General features: G+C 61.4%; 21 protein-coding genes and 1 pseudogene. 12 read left to right on the top strand and 10 right to left on the bottom strand.

Features of this window, described 5'->3' with window-relative positions; all coding sequences use genetic code 11:
* Nucleotides 1-76: 76 nt before the first annotated feature.
* The 5 genes from QOV41_RS10380 to QOV41_RS10360 all read right to left on the bottom strand — a co-directional run bounded on the left by QOV41_RS10380 (nt 77) and on the right by QOV41_RS10360 (nt 6,205).
* Nucleotides 77-622 (bottom strand): rRNA large subunit pseudouridine synthase E, encoded by a 546-nt coding sequence (locus QOV41_RS10380; protein ID WP_284576400.1) that lies wholly within the window; start codon nt 620-622, stop codon nt 77-79.
* 2 nt (nt 623-624) lie between these two features.
* Nucleotides 625-2,007, bottom strand: a complete 1,383-nt coding sequence (locus QOV41_RS10375; RefSeq protein ID WP_284576399.1) for a sensor histidine kinase — start codon at nt 2,005-2,007, stop codon at nt 625-627.
* Entirely contained in the window at nt 2,004-2,477 is a 474-nt protein-coding gene (locus tag QOV41_RS10370) for a response regulator (RefSeq protein ID WP_284576398.1), read from the bottom strand. Before QOV41_RS10370 ends, QOV41_RS10375 begins: the two co-directional genes overlap by 4 nt.
* Nucleotides 2,474-4,717 carry an ATP-binding protein gene (locus tag QOV41_RS10365; RefSeq protein WP_284576397.1) on the bottom strand — a complete coding sequence of 748 codons (2,244 nt, stop codon included), beginning with the start codon at nt 4,715-4,717 and terminating at the stop codon, nt 2,474-2,476. Before QOV41_RS10365 ends, QOV41_RS10370 begins: the two co-directional genes overlap by 4 nt.
* 138 nt (nt 4,718-4,855) lie before the next feature.
* Nucleotides 4,856-6,205, bottom strand: coding sequence for an MFS transporter (locus QOV41_RS10360; protein ID WP_284576396.1), 1,350 nt, complete (start codon nt 6,203-6,205; stop codon nt 4,856-4,858).
* A gap of 365 nt (nt 6,206-6,570) precedes the next feature.
* Between QOV41_RS10360 and QOV41_RS10355 the strand changes: the two genes are divergently transcribed.
* Nucleotides 6,571-8,385 carry a YbhB/YbcL family Raf kinase inhibitor-like protein gene (locus tag QOV41_RS10355; protein ID WP_284576395.1) on the top strand — a complete coding sequence of 605 codons (1,815 nt, stop codon included), beginning with the start codon at nt 6,571-6,573 and terminating at the stop codon, nt 8,383-8,385.
* A gap of 50 nt (nt 8,386-8,435) precedes the next feature.
* Here QOV41_RS10355 and QOV41_RS10350 read toward each other — a convergent pair whose 3' ends face one another.
* The gene (locus QOV41_RS10350; protein WP_284576394.1) at nt 8,436-9,752 is read right to left on the bottom strand and encodes a cation:proton antiporter; all 1,317 of its coding nucleotides are present in this window, start codon (nt 9,750-9,752) and stop codon (nt 8,436-8,438) included.
* Between the two features lie 246 nt (nt 9,753-9,998).
* Here QOV41_RS10350 and QOV41_RS10345 point away from each other — a divergent pair, with 246 nt between their 5' ends.
* The 5 genes from QOV41_RS10345 to QOV41_RS10325 all read left to right on the top strand — a co-directional run bounded on the left by QOV41_RS10345 (nt 9,999) and on the right by QOV41_RS10325 (nt 13,069).
* Nucleotides 9,999-10,898 (top strand): S1C family serine protease, encoded by a 900-nt coding sequence (locus tag QOV41_RS10345; protein ID WP_284576393.1) that lies wholly within the window; start codon nt 9,999-10,001, stop codon nt 10,896-10,898.
* 56 nt (nt 10,899-10,954) lie between these two features.
* Entirely contained in the window at nt 10,955-11,698 is a 744-nt protein-coding gene (locus tag QOV41_RS10340) for a hypothetical protein (protein ID WP_284576392.1), read from the top strand.
* 82 nt (nt 11,699-11,780) lie between these two features.
* Complete coding sequence (locus QOV41_RS10335) at nt 11,781-12,284, top strand: DinB family protein (protein WP_284576391.1); 504 nt, start codon at nt 11,781-11,783, stop codon at nt 12,282-12,284.
* 104 nt (nt 12,285-12,388) lie between these two features.
* Nucleotides 12,389-12,757 carry a DUF983 domain-containing protein gene (locus tag QOV41_RS10330; RefSeq protein WP_284576390.1) on the top strand — a complete coding sequence of 123 codons (369 nt, stop codon included), beginning with the start codon at nt 12,389-12,391 and terminating at the stop codon, nt 12,755-12,757.
* Nucleotides 12,758-12,766: 9 nt separating this feature from the next.
* Nucleotides 12,767-13,069 (top strand): hypothetical protein, encoded by a 303-nt coding sequence (locus QOV41_RS10325; RefSeq protein WP_284576389.1) that lies wholly within the window; start codon nt 12,767-12,769, stop codon nt 13,067-13,069.
* Nucleotides 13,070-13,315: 246 nt separating this feature from the next.
* On the opposite strand, the gene QOV41_RS10320 is transcribed toward QOV41_RS10325, so the two are convergent.
* Nucleotides 13,316-14,641: a mechanosensitive ion channel family protein gene (locus QOV41_RS10320; protein ID WP_284576388.1), complete on the bottom strand. Its 1,326-nt coding sequence runs from the start codon at nt 14,639-14,641 to the stop codon at nt 13,316-13,318.
* A gap of 213 nt (nt 14,642-14,854) precedes the next feature.
* Between QOV41_RS10320 and QOV41_RS10315 the strand changes: the two genes are divergently transcribed.
* The 4 genes from QOV41_RS10315 to uvsE all read left to right on the top strand — a co-directional run bounded on the left by QOV41_RS10315 (nt 14,855) and on the right by uvsE (nt 18,266).
* Entirely contained in the window at nt 14,855-16,432 is a 1,578-nt protein-coding gene (locus tag QOV41_RS10315) for an ABC-F family ATP-binding cassette domain-containing protein (protein ID WP_284576387.1), read from the top strand.
* Between the two features lie 83 nt (nt 16,433-16,515).
* The gene (locus QOV41_RS10310; protein ID WP_284576385.1) at nt 16,516-16,698 is read left to right on the top strand and encodes a DUF2934 domain-containing protein; all 183 of its coding nucleotides are present in this window, start codon (nt 16,516-16,518) and stop codon (nt 16,696-16,698) included.
* Between the two features lie 224 nt (nt 16,699-16,922).
* Complete coding sequence (locus QOV41_RS10305; RefSeq protein ID WP_284576384.1) at nt 16,923-17,183, top strand: hypothetical protein; 261 nt, start codon at nt 16,923-16,925, stop codon at nt 17,181-17,183.
* A 45-nt stretch (nt 17,184-17,228) separates the two neighbouring features.
* Entirely contained in the window at nt 17,229-18,266 is a 1,038-nt protein-coding gene (gene uvsE, locus QOV41_RS10300) for a UV DNA damage repair endonuclease UvsE (protein WP_284576383.1), read from the top strand.
* Nucleotides 18,267-18,275: 9 nt separating this feature from the next.
* Here the strand turns inward: uvsE and QOV41_RS10295 are convergent, their stop codons facing one another.
* Nucleotides 18,276-18,566: a hypothetical protein gene (locus tag QOV41_RS10295; RefSeq protein ID WP_284576382.1), complete on the bottom strand. Its 291-nt coding sequence runs from the start codon at nt 18,564-18,566 to the stop codon at nt 18,276-18,278.
* A 126-nt stretch (nt 18,567-18,692) separates the two neighbouring features.
* Between QOV41_RS10295 and QOV41_RS10290 the strand changes: the two genes are divergently transcribed.
* Entirely contained in the window at nt 18,693-19,298 is a 606-nt protein-coding gene (locus QOV41_RS10290) for a 5'-methylthioadenosine/S-adenosylhomocysteine nucleosidase (RefSeq protein ID WP_284576381.1), read from the top strand.
* Between the two features lie 3 nt (nt 19,299-19,301).
* Here QOV41_RS10290 and QOV41_RS10285 read toward each other — a convergent pair whose 3' ends face one another.
* Nucleotides 19,302-19,628, bottom strand: coding sequence for a hypothetical protein (locus QOV41_RS10285; RefSeq protein WP_284576380.1), 327 nt, complete (start codon nt 19,626-19,628; stop codon nt 19,302-19,304).
* Nucleotides 19,629-19,996: 368 nt separating this feature from the next.
* On the opposite strand from QOV41_RS10285, the pseudogene QOV41_RS10280 reads away from it, so the two are divergent.
* A pseudogene (locus QOV41_RS10280) lies at nt 19,997-20,380 on the top strand (cell wall hydrolase); the annotation flags it as partial.
* Here QOV41_RS10280 and QOV41_RS10275 read toward each other — a convergent pair.
* The gene (locus tag QOV41_RS10275; RefSeq protein WP_284576379.1) at nt 20,380-21,180 is read right to left on the bottom strand and encodes an ABC transporter permease; all 801 of its coding nucleotides are present in this window, start codon (nt 21,178-21,180) and stop codon (nt 20,380-20,382) included. The pseudogene QOV41_RS10280 and the gene QOV41_RS10275 sit on opposite strands and share 1 nt — an antisense overlap.
* Between the last annotated feature and the right edge of the window lie 2 nt (nt 21,181-21,182).

Below are 21,182 nucleotides of genomic sequence, written 5' to 3'. Positions count from 1 at the left end.
GTGAACCTTGCCCCATGTCGCAGCCTGGCGACAGACGTGCAGGCCAAGCGCTCCCACGCGGCGCTTTGGCACGTCCCTATGACCGGGCTTGCCCAGCTTCCCGCCAGGTGCCCGGCGCGATGCCGTCCAATGTCCATGACCCCACCGCCCATCGCACCAGCCGCAGCGTCGGCAGCCCCACGGCCGCCGTCATGCGCCGCACCTGGCGGTTGCGCCCTTCGGTGATGATGAGCTCGATCCAGCTATCGGGCACGCTCTTGCGAAACCGCACCGGTGGATCGCGCTCCCAGAGTTGCGGCGGCTCTATCTGCCGCGCCTTGGCCGGTCGCGTCATGCCGTCCCTAAGCTCGACGCCGCTGCGCAATTGGGCGAGCGCCGCTTCGCTCGGCACCCCTTCTACTTGCACCAGGTAGGTTTTGGGCTGCTTGAACCGGGGCGAAGAAATCTGCGCCTGCAGCCGCCCGTCATCGGTCAGGACCAGCAGCCCCTCGCTGTCCTTGTCCAGCCGCCCCGCCGGATAGACAGCCGGCACGTCGATGAACTCGGCCAGCGTCCGCTCGCCCGGCCCGCCGGTAAACTGCGTCAGCACCCCATAGGGCTTGTTGAAGAGGATGAGCGGCACGTTTAGTCGTGAGCCATGCGCAGCTGCACGTCGACACACAGCCCTTCCCGCTCGTAGCGAATATCGACGCTGGCCCCCGGCAATCCGCCCAACAAGCGCTGTAGCAGCACCGAGCCAAAACCCATATGCTCGGGCGGATGCTCGATCGGTGGCCCGCCGGTTTCGCACCAGGCGAGCTTCAGCAGCCGCCCGCCATCCACCTTCTCGGTTTCCCAGCTGACGGCCAGATGGCCGCTAGCGGTCGAGAGCGCCCCATATTTCGCCGAGTTGGTAGTCAGCTCGTGCAGCGCCAGGCTGAACGTCATGGCCAGATCGCTCGACACATAGGTCTGGGGTCCACTGAGCTCGAGCCGGTCGCCTTCGTCATACGCGCCCAGCTCGGAAATCAGCATATCCTTGAGCAATAGGCTGCCGAAGGCATTGTCGGTCAGAAGCGAGTGGCTGCGCGCCAGGGCATCGACCCGCGGCACGATGGACTCGCGAAAGCCCTGCAGCGTGTCGGCGTGCCGCAGCGTGGCATTGATCACCGCCTGCACCGTCGCCAGCGAGTTCTTCACCCGGTGATGGAGTTCCCGCACCACCAGCTTCTGGTCATGCTCGGCCATTTTCCGATCATCGATATCGCGCAACACCCCGATGCCGACAAACTTGCCCGGAGCCTTCTGGAACCAGTCGCAGGCCGCTGTCACATAGCGGGTCTGCCCGTTGGCTCGCCGCACCCGAAATTCGATGTCACCCCGCTCCCGGGATCGTGCACTGAGCACAGCGGCAGCCCGGAAACGCTCCCGGTCTTCCTCGATCACCAAATCAATGATGCTGCTCACCCGGATTTGCTCGGGTTCGGGCAAGCCCAGGATCTCACAGCTCCGGGCATCGAGCAGCACTTCGCTGTGGATCGGGTCCCACTCAAAAGACCCCATCCGAGCCACCGACAGCGCCGCATGCAGGCGCTTCTGCGCGTCCTCAATCCCCGCTTCGGCCTTGCGCCGGGCGGTCGTCTCGAGCTTTTCGACAACAGCCCGCTCGACGCAGGAGGCCAGCCGCGCCAGGCGCGACTTGATGACGTAATCGGTCGCCCCTTTTTTGAGTGACTCAATGGCGATTTCTTCCCCCAGCGTTGCCGAGACGAAGATGAAGGGAATATCGGGCGCTTTGCTTCGAGCAATTTCCAACGCCCGCATGCCGTCAAAGGTCGGTAGTTTGTAGTCGGCCAGGATCAGGTCGTAGGTACCGGAGGTCACGCGATCCTCGAAGTCCTCCCGCGTCCACACCCGGTCGGAACTATGCATCACCCCGCCTTTGCGCAGATGCGCATCGATGAGATCGGCATCAAGGTCGCTGTCCTCCAGGTGGAGGACGCGGATTACGCCTAGCGCCTGGTTCAAGCTTCGGTCACCTTCATGGGTGTTGAACGCGGCCGCATCGGATGGGGTTCGTTGAGGATCGCCCAGAACATGCCGATGTCCTGGATCGCCTTGAAGAACTCCTTGAAGTCCACCGGCTTGACCACAAAGGCGTTGACGCCAAGTTGGTAGCTCTTGACCAGATCGCTTTCCTCCTTGGATGCGGTAAGCATCACAATAGGGACATGCTTGAGGTCGGCATCGCGCTTCACCGCTTCGAGCACCTGCAGCCCGTCGACCTTGGGCAGTTTCAGGTCGAGCAATACCACTGCCGGATCTCCGCTATTACGACCCTCATGCGGTCCTCGCGCGAACAGCCAATCGAGCGCCTCCGCGCCATCGCGGGCAGTAACGACCTCATTGGCCAATTGGCTCCGCTCCAAGGCCGCAAGCGTTAGTTCAAGGTCCTTGGGATTATCCTCTACAAGCAGGATTGGGTTGATATTGCTCATGCTTCGCTCGCTAGATTCCGTGGCAGGGCGAAGAAAAAGGTCGCGCCTTTGCCCAGTTCGCCCTCTGCCCAAACACGTCCCTGGTGCCGTTCCACGACACGTTTGACATTGGCCAGCCCAATGCCGCTACCCTCGTAGTCTTCAATTCGATGGAGCCGCTGGAAAACGCCAAACAGCTTGTCGACGTAGTCCATGTTGAAGCCGACACCGTCGTCCTTGACGTAATACGTCACTTCGTTCTCGCCCGGATCACATCCGATCTCGATGGTGGAGGGATCCGTACCCCTCGTATACTTGACCGCATTGGACAACAGGTTCTGCCAGGCCGAGCGCATGAAGGTTAGGTCGGCGGAAATAGGCTCCAGGCGCCCCACTTTCCACTCGATCTTCCGCCCTTCGGTGTCCATGTGCAGTGTTCTAAGCGTCTCCTCCACCAGCTTGTTCATGTCGATGAGCACGGGAGTAAGCTGTGAGCGTCCCATTTGCGAGAAACCGAGAAGGTCGTCGACGAGCTGGCCGGCGGAGTGTGCGGCCTCGATGATGGTGTCGATATAGCGTTGCGCCCGCGCATCCGCTTCGATGCCGCCGGTCTCCTTGAGCAGCTCTGCGAAGCCGACGATATGCCGGAACGGTGCCCGCAGGTCATGGCTGACCGAATAGGAGAAGGCTTCGAGTTCTTTGTTGGAGCGGCGTAGCTCGTCGGTTACGGCCGCCATCTCCTCGGCCTTGCGCATGACGATACCGACAATCGCCTGGCGCAGGCTATTTGCGGCATCGATCTGGGTTGCCGACCAGGACAGGGATTGACCGCTGACTGTCTCCTTCCAAGTCTCGAACGACTTGCGGGGATTGAGGCGCCCCGTTTCCGCATCAGCGGTCTTGCGAGGGTCACCGCCCCAACGAACGGTCTGCACCACTTCGGGTCGGAACCAGATGATATAGCTGGGATGTAGCTTGGACATCGAAACGGCGAGAATACCCGAGGCAGTCTCGGTGGCAATCTGCAGCTGCGGGACCAGAGAGCTAAGGCTTTCCGTCCAGAGGACTTCTTGGTCCGCGCGTTCCGTGGCGATCCAGTTGGCAAGGCTCCGCACTTGCGCGAGAGGTGGTGTCTTGCCCATCAGCATGATCCGTTGGTCGAGCAGCAATGCTACGCCATCGGCATTGACGAGCGACAGCAGTTCCTCTTCTGCAACATGGAGCCCGCTAATAAAGTCGGGTTCAGCCGCCATGCGGGCAAGCAGGCGCGATTCAATCCGGTGCTTCACTACGCGTTCAGCGGCAGCCATGCTGCGTGATCGCGCCCCGATCTGCATGGCGACAACCTGTCCGACGAAATCGCATGCGGTTCGCATGTGCGATGCCACTCGTCGCGGCTCGGCATGATGGCAGGAGATCAGCCCCCACAGCTCCCCATCCACCAGGATCGAGATTGACATCGAGGCCGGGGTTCCCATGTTCCGCATATATTGCAGATGAACGGGCGAAACGCTGCGCAGCGCTGAGAAACTGAGGTCCAGCGGCCCTGTGGTGAGCGGATCAAACGCGGGCACCAGCGGAACGGGCACGTAATCCGCGTCCGGTATGAGCCGCAGGCGGTTGGAACGGTAAAGCGCACGCGCTTGCGCCGGAATGTCCGCGGCCGGAAACCGCAGATCGAGATAGGACGGCAATCGTTCGTTGCGTGACTCCGCTACGACGGTCCCGTTCCAGTCCTTGTCGAACTGGTAGACCATGACTCGGTCAAAGCCGGTAAGCGCCCTCACCTCCTCTGCCGCGACGGCGGTGATGCGCTCGATCTCGGGCAGCTCCTGAATCATCTCGATGAAGCTGCGAAGATCGGGATAGACTGAATCCAGTGATCCCTCGGCGGAAGAGAGTTCAAACTCAACGATGATCCGGGCGCCATTGTCATGCGCCAGCACATCGAAACGGCTCTCCCCGATCACCACAGAACGCAAGAGCGCGGTGCTGCTGTTGGCCAATCGCGAGGAGACGAGTTCTTGCTGGATCTGCTCACCGAGCTCTAACCCAAGTGCGTCCTGGATTGTCTTTCCCAGCATGGTATCGGGAGACAGGCCGAGCAATTCCGTCGTATTGGCGCTGGCCTGGAGAATATTGAACGCATGGTCCAGCGAGAGCAGCGCCCCGGTGGGCTGAATGCTTCCAGGAAATTGGATGGGCTCGCGCGCGCAGTTCTCTTCGGCAGTCAGAAGATCGGTCTGTTCGAGATTACTCAATCAGTTCAGCTCCCACGCTCCAAGCGCCTATGGGTGCTTACACCTTTGTCCGAGAATAGAAAACCGCTCCGGCCAACACTTTCGACTTCACCTTGCCGCGACCAAGAAATCACTCAGGGGTGCCGCACCGCATGACGATCAAGCCGGGTTCGCCTCCGCTGCGCCACCGTCGCTTGGTCTGTCATCCGGTCCGGTCCGGTAAGCCGCCGAAAGCTGGCGATAGTAGCGCGAGTTGAAGGCGATAATCGTCACCAGCAGGCCGATCAGGCCAGCAATGGTGAAGACCAGTGCGATCCCGCGCGCCGGCCCAACGCCGAACCAGCTGCCAATCGCCACCGCCCCGGCCCCGTCGGTCATGAGGGGGATGACGATGAACTGCGTCAGGGGGCCAATCAAAAATGCGGTCAGTGGCGAGGCCGCCTGCTCGACCGATTGGGCAAAGCCGAACACGCGGCCCTGGCGCTCCAGTGGCACCACCTTCTGCAAGGTCGTGTGCTCCGCTGCCTCGGCATAGGGGGCGAGGAGCATCCAGACGAAACACCCCGCCGCCAGCAGCCAGATAGAGGCCTGGATGGTGAACACGCAGCACACCGACCACGTGATAACGTTCACCCAAAGCAGGGTTTTGAGCGGGTTCTTCCCCAAGCCGAGCCGAGAAATGATGATCCCACTGAGAATAAAGGCAGTCGACAGTCCGCCAAACAGCAGGCCCCACATCTCCACCGAAACCAGAGACAGCCCGTAGGCATCTAGCAGCGCCATGAAGACACCACCCAGGAAATTGTTGAAGGTGGCAAAGAAGATCAGCGCGAACAGACCTGGCACGGCCGCGATCACCCGCACCGTTCCAGCGATGTCCACCCGCTTCGGTTCAGCCGGCGTGCCCGGTTCCGACGGCGCCCGGTTCTCGTCTATCGCCACCAGGGATAGATGCAGGAACGCCAGGGCCGTGAACACCAGCGCGGCGATCACCACCCCCAACATGCCGGTATAGGCGACAAGAAAACCTGAGATCACTGATGTGGTGAGAAAGCCAATGCCGGTCACCATGCCGACCAGACCATTGGCTTTGTCGCGCCGGTCCTCGGGAATGAGAATGGTGACCAGCGTCGGCAGCGCGATCGACCGCAGATTGCCGGCGATCACGCCCATCATGACGATCAAGACAAAAACCCAGAGGTAAGGACCAAAGGGATCAGCGAAAGCGCCCGTCGGCGCGAGCAACAGCACGCCAAGCGAAACCGCGTAGAAGCCGAACGACACCGCACTCGAGCCCAACATCGCCAGTTTCTTAGGGTTGTGATCGACAATGGCACCTAGCCAGAAGCCCAGCCCTGCCGTGAAAACGAGGTAGATGCCGGCGATCATGCCCGTTGCGAAAACCGACTGCGTCTCCAGAAACACCCAGAACGTCACCGCGAACCACACGGTGAAATTGGTGACATTGGCAACGAGATTGTTGCCCAGGATCTGGTGAAACGGATTCATGGGTCGAGCCCCTGCACGAAAATGAGCCAAAGCGCCGCTGCAACCATAATCATAAACGCAAACGACGACACTTGCTGTCAGTAGAGTTCCGCAGAAGTCGCTTCTAGCTCACACTACCGCAGCTTTTCTTGTGACGAATAAGGGCGTTCGGTTTCGACTACGCCTGAGCAATTTTCTCAGTTAGCTGTGTGGCAGTAACCTATGACATTCCGGCTAAATCGCGGCCCATCAACAGAAATCTTTGATAGATCCTTGTTGTAGCTGAGCTTTGGCGCACCGGGCTCCCAAGTTCAACCTCCAAGATGAACGACTCCTGAACGGAAGAATTGAGGTGTTGTCAGGCTCGATTCAAGCAAGGACAAACGATGCTCCAGATCCGCCGCACTCTCCTGTCGGGCGTCGCCCTGACGGTGCCGATGCTCACCAGCCCATTAGCCTTCGCCCAAGCCGTGGGGAATATCGGCGAGTTCTCCGACGTCACTATTCAGAACTCCGTTGTGGAGCCCGAACCCATCATTGTCACCGATGATGAGCAGCTGACTTCCCTTGTTCGGGTGCCGGAGGGTTTTGAGGTCGAAATCGTCGCGCGCGACATGGGCAATACCCGCATGGTGGCTGTCCATGAAGATGGCGGCATCTACGTCACCCGTCGAACCGAAGGCGACGTCATCCGCCTGGATGATGTGGATGGGGATGGCGTCTTTGAAGACCACACCGTTCTTGCTGCACGCCCGGGCATGCACGGCATTGCATTTGACGGCGACACGGTATTCCTGGCCACGGTCAATGATGTCTACACCGCACCGGTCAACGAAGATGGCAGCTTCGGTGAACTCACGCGCATCATCCACGATCTGCCAGAGGCCGGGCAGCACCCCAACCGGACGCTCGCCATCGGGCCTGACGACATGCTCTACATCTCCGTGGGCTCAACCTGCAATGCCTGCGAGGAGTCCAGTCCGGAGAATGCCACCATTCTGCGCGCCAGCAAGGACGGCAAGAGCCGCACGATCTTCGCGACCGGCCTCCGCAACACGATCGGTTTCGACTGGCAGCCCGAAACCGGCGAACTCTATGGCGCCGATCACGGCACCGACTGGCTGGGCGACGAGGAGCAGCAGGAAGAATTCAACCTTGTCGAGCAGGGCAATCAATATGGCTGGCCTTACATCTACGACTTCTCGAACTTCAGCCCTCACCGCAGCCCTCCTGGCGACATCACGCTTGAGGACTGGGCCGAAAAGAGCGTCGAGCCGGAACTTGGCTATATCGCGCACGCCGCCCCTATGCAGATGACTTTCTATAGCGGCACCGCCTTTCCCGAAGAGTATCGCGGCGATGCTTTCATCGCCATGCGCGGCTCGTGGAACCGCCGTCCGCCCAGTGGCTATGAGGTCACCCGAATAGACTTCGAGGAGAGCGAGCCGCAGAGCTGGGAGCGCTTTGCCGAAGGTTGGCTGATCGAGAACGAGGATGGCGGCTACGGTTTTCTCGCCAGGCTTGCGGGCTTGGCCGAAGCGCCGGACGGGTCTTTGATCCTCGCCGATGACGCCAACGGCATTCTCTACCGCATCAGCTACACCGGAGAACAGCAGTCCGATGGCGCCGCTATGGGAGAACCAGAGAGTCAGGTGCCCGAGGCACAGGACTCCAACATTGCCTTTGATCTCGTCGAGGGCGAAAACAGTCTCGAGGTGAGCGCCAGCTTCGCGCAAGGCGAGATGATTCCGGTGGCTCACTCTGCGGAGGGGCACAACGCCTCGCCGGAACTGGAATGGTCGGGTGCTCCAGAGGAAGCGCAGTCCTTCGTCGTCATCGTCGATGACCCCGATGCCAGCAACCCCACGCCATTCACCCACTGGATCGCCTATGACATTCCAGCCGATGTGACCCGTCTGCGCGAAGGCTTGCCGCCCGACCTAATCCTGCAGGAGCCCGAAGGCGTGCTGCAGGGCACCAACAGCCGTGGCCAGGTCGGCTACATGGGCCCCCGTCCGCCGCTGGAGAATGGACCCCACGACTACCACTTTCAGATATTCGCACTGGATGTGGCTAGCCTGGAGCTCGACCCGGGCTCCCCGCGCGAGACAGTTCTATCGGGCATGGAAGGCCATGTCCTCGCCAAGGGTCAAATTGTGGGTCGATACGAGCGGCCTGCGCCTGAGCTTCCGGCCAACTAAGCCGGCTGCACCAATCTGGGCTTCGGATCACCGCCGGAGCCCAGTTCCGCTCATTGCTCCTCATGGTTGTTCGGGGCAGCAGGACCCTGAAGCCCAGGAGGGGGCACTGCTCCTTCGGCGTCGGGGTCCCTGCCCTGCAGCCGATCCACCCAATGCATGATCGGTGTGACGGCAAGCCCGTGAATGAGAATCGAGAGCACCACCACAAGAGCCACAATAGTCCAGAGCCGGTTCGCTTCCAGAAACTCACCGTGGTTGAGCCCATACGCGAGGTAGTAGAACGAGCCGACACCCCGAATCCCGAAAAACGAGATCACGAGCTTTTCGCTGAGCGTGGCCTTGATCCCGATCATGGCCACCAGTCCGGTCAGCGGCCGGATAACCAGTAAGATTACCACAGCAGCGGTCACCTCCACCCAGCCCACATCTCGCAGCAACCCGGCGGCAAGCGCTCCCCCAAACATCAGCAGCAAGACCATCATCACGAGGCGCTCCACCTGCTCGGTGATGTCGTGCATGTCCCGGTGGAAATCGTGGTCGTGATGGACCTGGCGCAATGCCAAAGCGGTGATGAAAACACCCAGGAACCCGTAACCCTGCAGCAGTTCGGAAACCCCGTAGGAGACGAAGGTAGCAGCGATGGCAATCAAGCCGTCTCCCGTTCTGGCGAGCGAATCCCCCGGCATCTTGAAGGTCAGCCAGCCGAAGACCTGGCCTACCACCCAGCCGCAAAAGATGCCGGCCAGTATCTTCCAGATCAGGTAGTAGCCCGTCCAATGGACGAGCCATGGCTCACCGGTAGCGAGCACGGCGCTAAGGACGATTGCCAGGTGCACGAAGGGAAATGCCAGTCCATCATTGAGGCCAGCTTCTGAGGTCAAGGCGAAACGAACCGTATCCTCTCCACCCTCGTGAGGAGGCCCAACCTGCACGTCCGAGGCGAGGACCGGGTCGGTTGGGGCAAGGCACGCCGCGAGCAGAAGCGCCCCGAAAACGCTGAGGTTAAGGAGGTTCATGCCCAAGACTGTGATGGCAAGAATGCCCAGGGGCATGGTGATGCCAAGCAGGCGCCAGGTGACCTGCCAATCGGAAAACTTGAAGATGCGGTCGATCTTGAGGCCAGCGCCCATGAGCGCAATGATCACCACTAGCTCCGTCACTCGCTCGGTGATGACCGGGAAGTCGACGGGCGAAACATTGGTGCCAATGCGGGGGAGATTGAAGACCACCCCGCCGATCACCAGGCAGACAATCGGAAGAGATATCCACAGGCGCCGCAAGGCGAGTGGCAACCACGCCACTAAGGCGATGAGCAAGCCACTGCCGGTCATAACCACGATATAGGGGTCGGCTTCCCAATCTAACATTTAGGTTCAGTTACTCCGTGGCCTCACTTCAAAGCAACGGAGCGGCAGCATCTAAGGTTCAGTCTCGACCCGGGTAACTGGACAAGTGGCCGGCGAAGCCTGCGTTTGAGAAGAGCGGTGGGCGCGCCATCAATAAGCGGGACGATGCGCAAGTGCCGCCCCTCTCCCCAGCGTGACGGATGCCGGCCTTGCATCACCCTGAGCGCCGCATATCTAAGGGGTCAAGAAACTAGACCCAGGTCACACATGTCCGATCCGAAGACATCCATCGTTTCCCTACGCGCGCACGTCCCCGACACGGCGTTCACCGCCGCAACGCTCGGCACCATCCGCGAAGGCAGTGGTGCGGTGATCAACGATGATGGGCTGATCCTTACCATCGGCTACCTCATCACCGAAGCCGAAGAAGTCTGGCTGACCACTCATGATGAGCGGGTAGTCCCTGCGCATGTGGTCGGATACGACCAGGAGACCGGTTTTGGGCTGGTACAGGCCCTCGGTGAACTCGACTTGCCTGCCCTGCGCCTCGGCAGCTCGAATGCCGCCCGGCGGGGCGATGTCGGCACTATCATCAACGGTCGTGGCGACGAGGTGCTGACCGAGATCGTGGCCAAGCAGGAGTTCGCCGGCTATTGGGAATACATGCTCGATGAGGCGATCTTCACCGCTCCCTTCCATCCATCCTGGGGCGGTGCGGCCCTGCTCGACGAGAACAATGCGCTGATCGGGATCGGCTCCCTGCGACTGCAAATGCTGCAGGTCGGCGACACCGTCGACATCAACATGATCGTGCCGATCGATTTGCTGAAGCCGATCCTGGACGATCTGATCACGACCGGACGGGCGCAGCGTCAGGCACGCCCCTGGCTCGGGGTCTTTTCAGCCGAGAACAGCAATGGGGTCGTCGTCATGAACGTCGCCGACGGCAGCCCCGCCGAACAGGCAGGCCTGCAGGGCGGTGACATCATCAGCGAACTGGATGGCGACGAGGTCGAGGGGCTAAGCGACTTCTATCGCAAGCTTTGGGCCCGCTCCCCCGCCGGTTCGGAATTCTCGCTCCGGCTCATCCGGGGCGGCCGCGAGAATTGGGTGCGCGTCAAGACCGCCGACCGCGAGGACTTCCTGCAAAAGCCGCAACTGCAATAGCTGACCTCGAGGAGTGCAGGAGCGAACCAAGCCGAGCGCTCTGCGTTGGCCTACCAATGTCGCAGACGGTACTCTCTCTGGCGATCGCTCTCTTGCTGGCGACCGTGCACATATTCGGATCAAGGCTCGCCTTTCTCCGGGTGACCCCGCGGAGCATCTGGCTATCGATCGCTGGCGGCGTTTCGGTCGCCTATGTGTTCGTGCATATCCTGCCCGAACTCGCCGACCACCAGGAGAGCTTCCGCGAAGCCGCACAGGACGGCAGCTTCCTCGCTGCCCTCGAAAGCCATAGCTACCTTGTAGCCTTGGTCGGACTTGCCACCTTCTACGGGCTGGATCGCCTGGCGCATAATTCCTCCCGGCGCCAGGAAAAAAAGGGCGAGGGCTACCAGCCCAGTGAGTCTACCTTTTGGGTGCATCTGGCGTCCTTCGCCATCTACAACGTCCTTATCGGCTATCTGCTGGTCCACCGCGAGGATGCGGGACTGCAGAGCCTCGTTATCTTTGCCGTCGCGATGGCCTTGCACTTCGTAGTGAACGACCACGCGCTGCGGGATCATCACGGCCGGATCTACGATCATCGCGGGCGCTGGCTGTTGGCTGCTGCGCCAGTGCTGGGCTGGGTTTGTGGGGTGCTCATCGAATTGCCCCAGCTCGCAATTGGCGCACTCTTTGCCCTGCTCGCCGGCAGCGTGGTGCTCAATGTCATGAAAGAAGAACTGCCCGAGGAGCGGGAGAGCCGGTTCTGGGCGTTCGCCCTGGGTGCCGCTGGTTACGCGGCCCTGCTGCTGTTGCTGTAAAGGAGCAATTAGCCTTTGCACTCTTGATCTTGACCGGTTCACGCGTCAGCCTCGCTCCATCATTTGAGCGAGTCCCTTCGACATGATCACTTCCGCCTACGTCCAGACCATGGCCGCCTACAACGCCGAACTGAACCGCCGCGTCTTTGGGGCCGCGCTGCGCTTGTCCGACGAAACCCGGCGCGCCGATGGCGGGGTGTTCTGGAAATCCATCCACGGAACCCTCAACCATGTGTTTTGGGCCGATCGCACCTGGCTCTCCCGGTTCGGCCATGGCGAACCCCTGGCGCTGAAACTGAGCCAGAGCGACACTGTGTTCGATGACTTCGACGAGCTTTGGCGTGAGCGCCAGCAGCTCGACGTCAACATCGAGCACTGGGCAGCAAACCTGCCGCCAAGCGCGCTGGACGGCGACCTGCGTTGGTATAGCGCCGCGGTGGGCAAGGAGATGTCCAAGTCCAGGGCGCTCTGCGTCATGCAGCTCTTCAACCACCAGACCCATCATCGCGGCCAGGTGCACGCCCTGATCACCCGCGCCGGCGAGCAGACGGGCGACACCGATCTGCCCTTCGTCATCTCAACCTGAGGCTATCCCACAGGGCTTCCGGCGGGTCGACGCAACCTTGGCGCGGCCTGCCGGATTAGCCTAGCAATGCAATCACCAGCCTACTTCTTATCCGAGACTTCCCCATGAGCGAACAGGTCGACCGGCCGCTCGGCCACGCAATGCTGAACGGCGCCAAATGCCGCTGTCCCCGTTGCGGAGAGGGCAAGCTCTTCCGCCGCTATCTCAAGGTGGCGGAGCGCTGCGACAATTGTGGGCTCGACTACTCCCATCACCGCGCTGACGACCTGCCCGCCTACGTGGCGATCACCATTGTGGGCCACATCCTCGTGGTTGGCCTCATGCATTTCCAGATGGGCGAAACCGAGATTGCCCCTTGGGTCTACCTCGCCTGGCTGGTGCCGCTCGCCATCGTCCTGCCGCTCGTGATGTTGCCTTCGATCAAGGGCGCGATCGTGGGCATGCAATGGGCGCAGCGCATGCACGGCTTTTAGGACCGGCACATGTGGGGTTTGCTCAAGGACACCATGCAGGAGACGACGGGTCTTACCCGGGATGCGCTGCATATCCACATCGGCCTGCTGATCATGGTGGGTGCGGCCTGGTTTCTGGGTATTACACGCTGGCTGATCCTGGCCTGGCTGCTGGTGGTAGCGGCAGCGCTCGGCAATGAACTGCTCGACGCCCGCGCCGCTCTCGTGCGCGATTTACGTCCGGATATTTCCGACGCGGTGACCGACATTTTCAATACGGTCATCTGGCCGACGGTCTTTCTCGTGTTCGCCAAGCTGCGCCATTGGCGCTGACAGGAAAAAGGCCCCGCTGGGCGGGGCCTCGACTTCAGTTGCCTTCCGGCGGGTCGGAGCGCTTCACTGCGCTCGAGGGGGAACAAAGGGGCGGCCGTGGCAAGTTCGGAAGCGGTGTCTGTGGAAGGCAGCGAGCACACCTAAAGGCGCGGCGACAAGTGCAGGAAACCCTTTGTTTTTCATGCATTTACTCCTACATACACAGGGTTTCCAACGAGCTTTGTTGCACTTGGTTCCAGCCTCCAACTAGTCAGGATCTGTCCGCCTTCTTTCGGGCGCGCTGTGGCGAACCTCAAGCGGGGTGCGGAAGTGTACGTCCTGTTGAGGGAACGGGATCTCGATGCCGTTCTCCTTGAACGCATCCCAGAGCGCCAGCAGCACCTGTCCGCGCACATTGGTGAGGCCGTTCTGGGGGTCGGTGATCCAGAAGCGTAGCTTGAAATCCAGTGAGGATGAGCCGAACTCCGTCATCCAGCACACCGCCTCCCGATAGGTACTCACTCGCTTTATCCCGCGGGTCGCCGCTATGGCCAATTCGATCACCTGGTGTGGATCGCTTTTATAGCTGACGCCGAAATCCACATCGAGGCGAACATTCTGGTCCGAGTAGGACCAGTTGATCACTTGCTGGGTGATGAAGTCCTCATTGGGAATAAGGTACTTCTTGCCGTCCCGTGTCATCACCGAAACGAACCGCGCCCGCAGATCGACGATCCAGCCGAAAGTGTCGCCCAGCGCGATGGTGTCGCCCGGCTTCACTGAGCGGTCGAGCAGGATGATGATGCCGGAAATAAAGTTGGACACGACTTTCTGCAGCCCAAAGCCGATGCCTACGCCAACGGCACCCGATACCAGCGTCAGCGCCGTCAAGTCGACGCCCGTCGCCGTAAGGGCAAACAGCCCCGCAGCGACCACGAGGCTGATGCGCACCAGCTTGGAAAACAGCACCTTGCCCGAGGGCGAAACATCATTGGAGCGCTGCAACCGCCCTTCGATGATGTGGGAGATGAAGAGTGCCAGCCAAATGACGCCTGCCGTCACCACCGCCGCCCTGAGGATCAGCAGCGCCGAGATGCGAACTTCGCCGACATTGAAGGCGAGGAAGTCGAGTGCCTGCGAAACTGGTGCGCTCAATCCCAGCACTTGCACAGCCACATAAATCCAGCCGATCGTCGCCACTGTTTTGGCGAGGGCGCGGTTGCGGATCACCCGGGTGAGGACTGCCAGGACCAGCCACGCGCCGGTCAGCATCAGCACCAGCGCCACCATATCATCCGGCACGCCTGAGGCGACCAGTGCAAGACGGATGATGAACAGAAGCACCACCAGCACCAACAGCCGGGACCGGCGGATCATCGCAATGATGAGCCGCAGAAGATACGGATTGCCCTTGATCGAGCGGGCCCGAGCTTCCAACCGCTTCTCGACGAACCGCCCGACAATCTGCGCGACCAGCCAGGCTACCAGCACCAGGCCGAGCTGCGCTACCGTCCACTCGGACCAATAGAGCTCGACCAGATCCTGCCCGATGCGCTCGAGCGCGTTGCCGAACGCGGTCCAACTTTGCGGCATGCTGCCCTCCATGAGCAGCAAAACGGCACAAGCGGATAAAGGTTGTCACCCACTCGCTTCTCAGACGGTCTGTCCCCACAAAAGCCAGAGGTGAGTTGACAACGTTCGTCGCCGCCCTATTGTTTGGCCCACCTGCAGCACGGACCGGACGGTACCTAATGGATTTCACGATGAACGACTGCCTCATCCGCATCGCTCATCTGGAATCTGCCCATGCCTGCCTCGGTTACGCTCAAGCAACTCTCCTATTCAACGCCTGACGGCCACACCCTCTTTTCCGATCTAGACCTGACATTCGGCCCGGTCCGTACGGGCCTGACCGGACGCAACGGGACGGGCAAGACGACGCTTTTGCGCATCATCGCCGGCGAGGTTCAGCCAGCCAGCGGCTCCGTGCTCTGCAGTGGCACCTTCGCTATGCTACGCCAGCATATCGACACAGTATGCCAAGTGGCGGATCTGCTTGGCGTCGGCGATGCTCTTGCTCGTCTGGATCGATTGGAGCGGGGCGAGGGTAAAGAGGAGGATTTTCTCTCCGCCGACTGGACGCTGCCAAGCCGCATTGACGCGGCAGTGGCGCAAATGGGCTTGCCGGCCCTGGAGCCAAATAGGCCGCTAGCCACCCTGAGCGGCGGGCAGCGCACACGGGTGGCGCTTGCCGCACTTATTTTGCAGCAGCCGGACTTCATCTTCCTGGATGAGCCGACCAACAATCTCGACGCCGGCGGTCGTGCCGCGGTGGCGCACTTGCTGCATCAGTGGCGCGGCGGCGCCATTGTCGTCAGCCATGACCGCACCTTGCTTCGCTGGATGGATGCCATAGTGGAATTGACCACCTTGGGCGCCACAACCTATGGCGGCAACTGGGACCACTACCAGGATGCCAAGGCGAGAGAACTTGCGGCAGCGCAGCACGATCTCGCAACGGCGGAGCGGCAGGAACATGATGCCGCACGGAGGGCCCAGGAAGCGCGCGAGAAACAGGCCCGTCGCGATGGACGGGGCAAGCGGGAGGGCGCGAAGGGCGGAACACCGCGCATCCTTTTGGGCATGATGAAGAACCGGGCGGAACAGTCTGGGGGCGCGGTGGAAAACCTCGCCGACAAGCAACGCTCGCAAGCAACCGAACAACTCACGGCGGCTCGCGCGAAAGTGGAAGTGCTGACGCCGCTGAGCGTCAAGCTCAACTCCACGGGTCTTCCCGCCGGCAGGATTGTTCTTTCCGCCACAGGCATAACCGGAGGTCCCGATCCTGAGCACCCGATCATTCGCAACCTCTCGCTTACGCTTACCGGCCCTGAGCGGGTAGCAATTGCCGGTCCCAATGGTTCGGGCAAGACGAGCCTGCTGCGCTTGCTCACCGGCGACCTGCCGTGTCTGCAAGGAACCGTACGACTAGGAGGCTCCATGGCCTTTCTGGATCAGTCGGTCTCGCTGCTCGATCCCGAACAGACGATTCGCGAGAACTTCGCCCGGCTCAATCCGGACTCAAACGAGAACACGGTGAGAGCCGCCCTCGCCCGCTTCATGTTTCGAGCTGAGGCCGCAATGCAACACGTGGGCAGTCTTAGTGGTGGTGAGCGCATGCGTGCCGGCCTTGCCGTGACCATTGGCGGCGACAATCCCCCGGCCCTACTCTGCCTTGATGAACCCACTAATCATCTCGACATTTCGGCTATAGAAGCCGTGGAAGCAGGGCTTCGCGGCTTTGACGGCGCCTTGCTCGTGGTCAGCCACGATGCCGACTTCCTGACCGCCATTGGCACCGACCGGCAGGTTACCCTTGATTAAAGTGATCGGGTTGGCGAGCGCTTGTTTACCTTTCGGTAACCACGCTCGCGGACGATCACCCGGGCAAGTCACCAGCGAGGATCATGATGGAAGACCAGATCAAGCGCCGTGCCTATGAACTCTGGGAGGCCGATGGCCGTCCCGCAGGTCAGGACCAGTCTTACTGGTTCAAGGCAGTTGCTGAAATGGCTACAGCCGTAGCTGCGAATATCAAGCCGGCGCGCAAGCGTGCCACCCGGACGACGCGGACCAAGAAGGCCGCCTAGGACGAAAACGCGCCCCGCTCTGCGGAGCGCGCAAGCTTTACCGGTGCGGACCGGTCAATGATTGGTCCGCCCGATTTACCAGGGACCGCCGCTCCGGTGGACCTCGGTGTCGTTGAGAACGACACCCTTCCACTTTGTCAGCCCAAGCTCCCGTTTTCTGATCACAATCGGAAACCACGGCGACAGCCTCGCGTTGGTTCCTCTCAGCAAGGAGGACCACCATCATGACGCAACAGCAGTCGAACTCCAGCACTCCAGGAACACCGAACACCCGCGGTTCGCAGACCCGCGAGCAGGACAAGGCGATCTTCGAGCAGCGGGAAAACACCAAGGGCGCCGATGTGCCCACCAATCAAAAGCCGATCAGCGAAACAACACCTGCCTCAGCCCAAGTGGGTGGCGAATATGAGATTTCGACCGGCGACCGCTCCATCCAGCGCGGTGCGAACCAGGCCAGCGAGCATCACAAGAACCGCTCCGAATAAGTCTTACCGCCCGGGCATCGCCCGGGCTTTTCTTTGGAAGCTTGGATGGACCTCTTTCCCCTAAAGCTGGGCGTGCCGGTCAAGATCCTGGGCAAGCCTGATCTCAAAAGCCATGACGCGCGGCGGGCGCAATCCAGTCCACACCTCAAGGTGTCACTGGGCTATCTCGACACAATCTTTGACTATTTGGCTGAGCACGGCATCCATATGTACCGGATGTCCTCGGACCTTGCGCCCTATGCGACCCATCCGGACATGCCCATGTTCCACTCCATGGTGCAGGAAAGCGCGTCCGAGCTTGCCGCAATCGGTGCCAAGGCGCGCCATCTGGGCCTGCGCCTGTCGTTTCATCCCAGCCAGTTCATCGTGCTCAACAGCCCCGATGCGGAGCTGGTGCGCAAAAGCGTATGGGACCTAACTTCCCAATGCGAGATGCTGGACGCCATGGAACTGGGCCCGGAGGCCGTGGTGGTCGTGCATGTCGGCGGGGTCTATGGCGACAAGGAAGCGTCGCGCGCCCGCTGGGTTGAAACCTGGCCGACACTGCCTGAGCCGGTCCGGCGCCGCCTAGTGCTCGAGAACGACGATCTGCGCTTCTCCTGCGCCGACGTCGTGTGGATCAGCGAGCACACCGGGGTTCGGCTGATCTTCGACCATCAGCACTTCTGGTGTTTCAACCCAGAACTCCTGCCGATGCGGCAGGCAGTGGCCCAGATGCTCGGCACCTGGCCCGATGGCGTGCGGCCCAAGGTTCATTTCTCCTCGCCGCGCACCGAGATGCGCCAACTCACGCGCAAGGACCGCAAGACCGGCAAGGCGACAACCGTGCCGATGGCACCGGTCTGGACCGGCCACGCCGACTTCGTCAATCCGTTCGAGTTCGCCACCTTCATGCGCACCGCAGCAGGCCTTGAGTTCGACGTCATGCTCGAAGCCAAGATGAAGGATCTGGCGCTCGTGCGCTTGCGGCCCGATCTGATCCGCTACGCCCCCGACGTCGCCGAACGCTTCGGCCTTGTGCCTGCCCTGCAGGACAAGCTCGACGCCGAGGAAGCCAGCCTCATGGCCGTGGAGCCAGCCTGAACGGGCGCGCTACCAGACCTGCGGCCAGTACACGTCGCTGTCAAAATCTGCGGGGATGGGAGAGAGCCGTGCCAATGCCTGGGCGGCGAATTCGATCTGCAGGGCGAGGTGCTTGATATCGGCGGGCATCGGATAGCCGGAAACGAATTCGCGTGTCCGCCACTCGTCCAGTTTGATTGCCTTGAGCCGACGGCGGGCCTCCGCCTCGATATCCTCCACGTCAAGCGCCTGTCTCCTGAAGCTGCCTGGCGCCTCTGCGCCTGCCTGCCCCAGACCGCCCTCGATGACCGCGAACCGCACTTCCAGATCTCCATCTCGGCCGCGCCACGGTGGCGTCGACCAGTGTCACAAGACTGACATGGTTCTCTTACCGAAGGGGTAACGATTTCGTTTTGCATGCGCCTATAGCATGCTAACGCTGCAGGCATGACTATCCTCTATGTCATGGCTTCGCCGTCCGAATACGGCCGGCACCTGCGCGCTCGCATTTCCCCGCTGATAACCGGCATCGGTCCGGTCGAGGCGGCGGTGACTGTCACCCGTGCTTTGGCCGAAGCCACCCGTGGCGGAGCCCTGCCCCGGCTCGTGGTGTCGCTCGGTTCGGCTGGCTCGCGTGTGCTCCGGCAGACCGAGATCTATCAGGCGAGTTCGGTCGACTACCGGGATATGGACGCAACCGCCTTCGGCGTGCCACGCCGGAAGGTGCCGTTCTCCGATATCCCCGAAGTCATACCGCTGCGACCACTGCTGACGGACTTTCCCACCGCAACGCTATCAACCGGCGCAAATGTCGTCTCCGGCGAGAGCTACAACAGCATCGAAGCCGAGATGGTGGACATGGAGACCTACGCCGTCCTGCGGGCCTGCCAGTCCTTCAGCATTCCGCTGATCGCCCTGCGCGGCATCTCCGATGGCGCATCGGACCTGCACCAAGTCGAGGACTGGACGCGCTACCTCGACATCATCGACGAAAAGCTGGCCGCAGCCGTGGACCGCATCGAAGCCGAGTACGGCGCCGGCGAACTGGTCTGAGTGCTAGCGAGTTTTGCTCTTTTTGGCGCGCCGCTCGCGGCTCCAGGTGGACCATTTGCGCGCGCCCCGCACCACGGCCATGTTGACCGGGCCCTGCAGGAACACGAGGTCGATCGCCAACAGCAGCAGCCCCAGCGGCAGCATCCAGATGCCCAGCACCGGCAGGAAGCTGAAGACACCGCCCAAGATCAGCAGGATACCGAGGGGAATGCGCACCCAACGCGCCTCGGGACGACGGATACGCGCCAGAAAGCCGGCTGCGAACCCCGGCACGCGGCGCTGCAACCGGTCGAACTGCCGATTGAGACGTTCCCGACTCTTGCGCGCCACCACACCCTCCAAAACAGCACCTCCGGCTGATCTAGGCACTGCCAAACCCCACTCCAAGTGCATTGCTCGTAATTTCGGGCGGAACTAGGGTGAACTGCCCAAGAAACAAAGACTTGAGCGCCACTATTCCAGTGCCGCCCCATTCTGGCAAGCAGCAGCTTTGCACCTGGCAGCAGAGGCGCGCGGCCCTAACGTTTCGCTAACCCTTTCCATCAGACCTTCCTTAAGCCTGTTGGGCCATTTTCAGTCTTTATTGCACACCTGCAACAGACCGGAGACGAACCATGGCTCTTCCCAAGAACGCTCTCCTGCGCCTCGCCGCACTAGCTGTGGTCGCGACCTCGTTGGGCGGGTGCAGCTTTTTCGGCATGAATTTCGGCATGGTGCAGATGAGCGACAAGGAATGCCTGATGCGCGCCATGTATTTCGAGTCTAACCGCTCCAGCGCTGATGGCATGCTGGCGGTGGGCACGGTGGTGATGAACCGCCTCAACGATCCGCGCTACCCCAAGAGCGTCTGCGGTGTGGTGGGCCAGAAAAACCAGTTTGCCAGCGGCGTGCTGACGCGCAAGATGACAGACAGCGGCGCCCTGCTGGCCTCGCAAATGGCCGACCAAGTGCTGCGCGGCGCTCGCCATCCCGGCGTGCGCAATGCCCAGCATTTCCACACGGCGGGCCTGCGCTTCCCCTACAACAACATGCATTATGTGTTGATGGCCGGCGGCAACGAGTTCTACGAGAAGCGCCGACGCTAGCCGCCACCGCTCTGGTAGCGCCCTTCGCAGGCGCGCCAGTAGAAGGCGGCCAGCAGCGCCACCACCGGTCCCGCCAGAAGGGTTGCAAGCCACGCCCACCCGCCGAGCAGCGGCACTGGCTTGTCGAGGATCACGGCGACGGGCACATAGGCCATGAAGGCCAGCGGCACGACCGTGAGCAGAACCAACTGCAGCGCCGGCGCGAAGATAGTCAGCGGATAGCGTGCGATTTCCCAGAAATCGAAATAGATGCCGAAGAGGTATCGCGATCGGCCAAGCACCATCGCACTCGCCCCCAACATGGTAAGGAGAGCCCCGGTCAGCAGTGCCGCGCTGATGATGCTGCCGACAAACTGCAGCACCAGTGGCAGCGACCATGTCACGTCCAAGAGCGGCATCGCCCAGAACATCAACAGCAGGCCCAGCGCGAAATGGCCGCCATATTCGATGTTGAACCCTGAAAACACGAGATAGAGCCAGGGATGGATCGGCCGTACCAGGAGGGCATCGAACCCGCCCCGGCGCACCAGTTCGTCCATGCCGCGCAGCTGGACGAGCGTGAAGCACGCGCCCAGCGCATAAGCGAACACATGAAATCCCAACATCAGAGCGATCTCGGGCCACACCCAACCGCCCAGGCGTTCGAACCGGGACGTGATGATCCAAATTGCGGCATACACCCCGGCATAGCCGAAGGCCTGTGCCACCCAGGCGATGACCAGTCCGGAGCGATATTCAAGATTAGTGCGGGCCTTGAGCCGCGCGAGATGCCAGAGAACTGGGAGCGTCTGCAGCATGG

The sequence above is a fragment of the Devosia sp. RR2S18 genome, assembly GCF_030177755.1.
In the GTDB taxonomy this organism is placed as follows: domain Bacteria; phylum Pseudomonadota; class Alphaproteobacteria; order Rhizobiales; family Devosiaceae; genus Devosia; species Devosia rhizosphaerae.
Note: the sequence above shows the minus strand (reverse complement) of the source record. Positions and strands in the feature narration are given on the sequence as shown.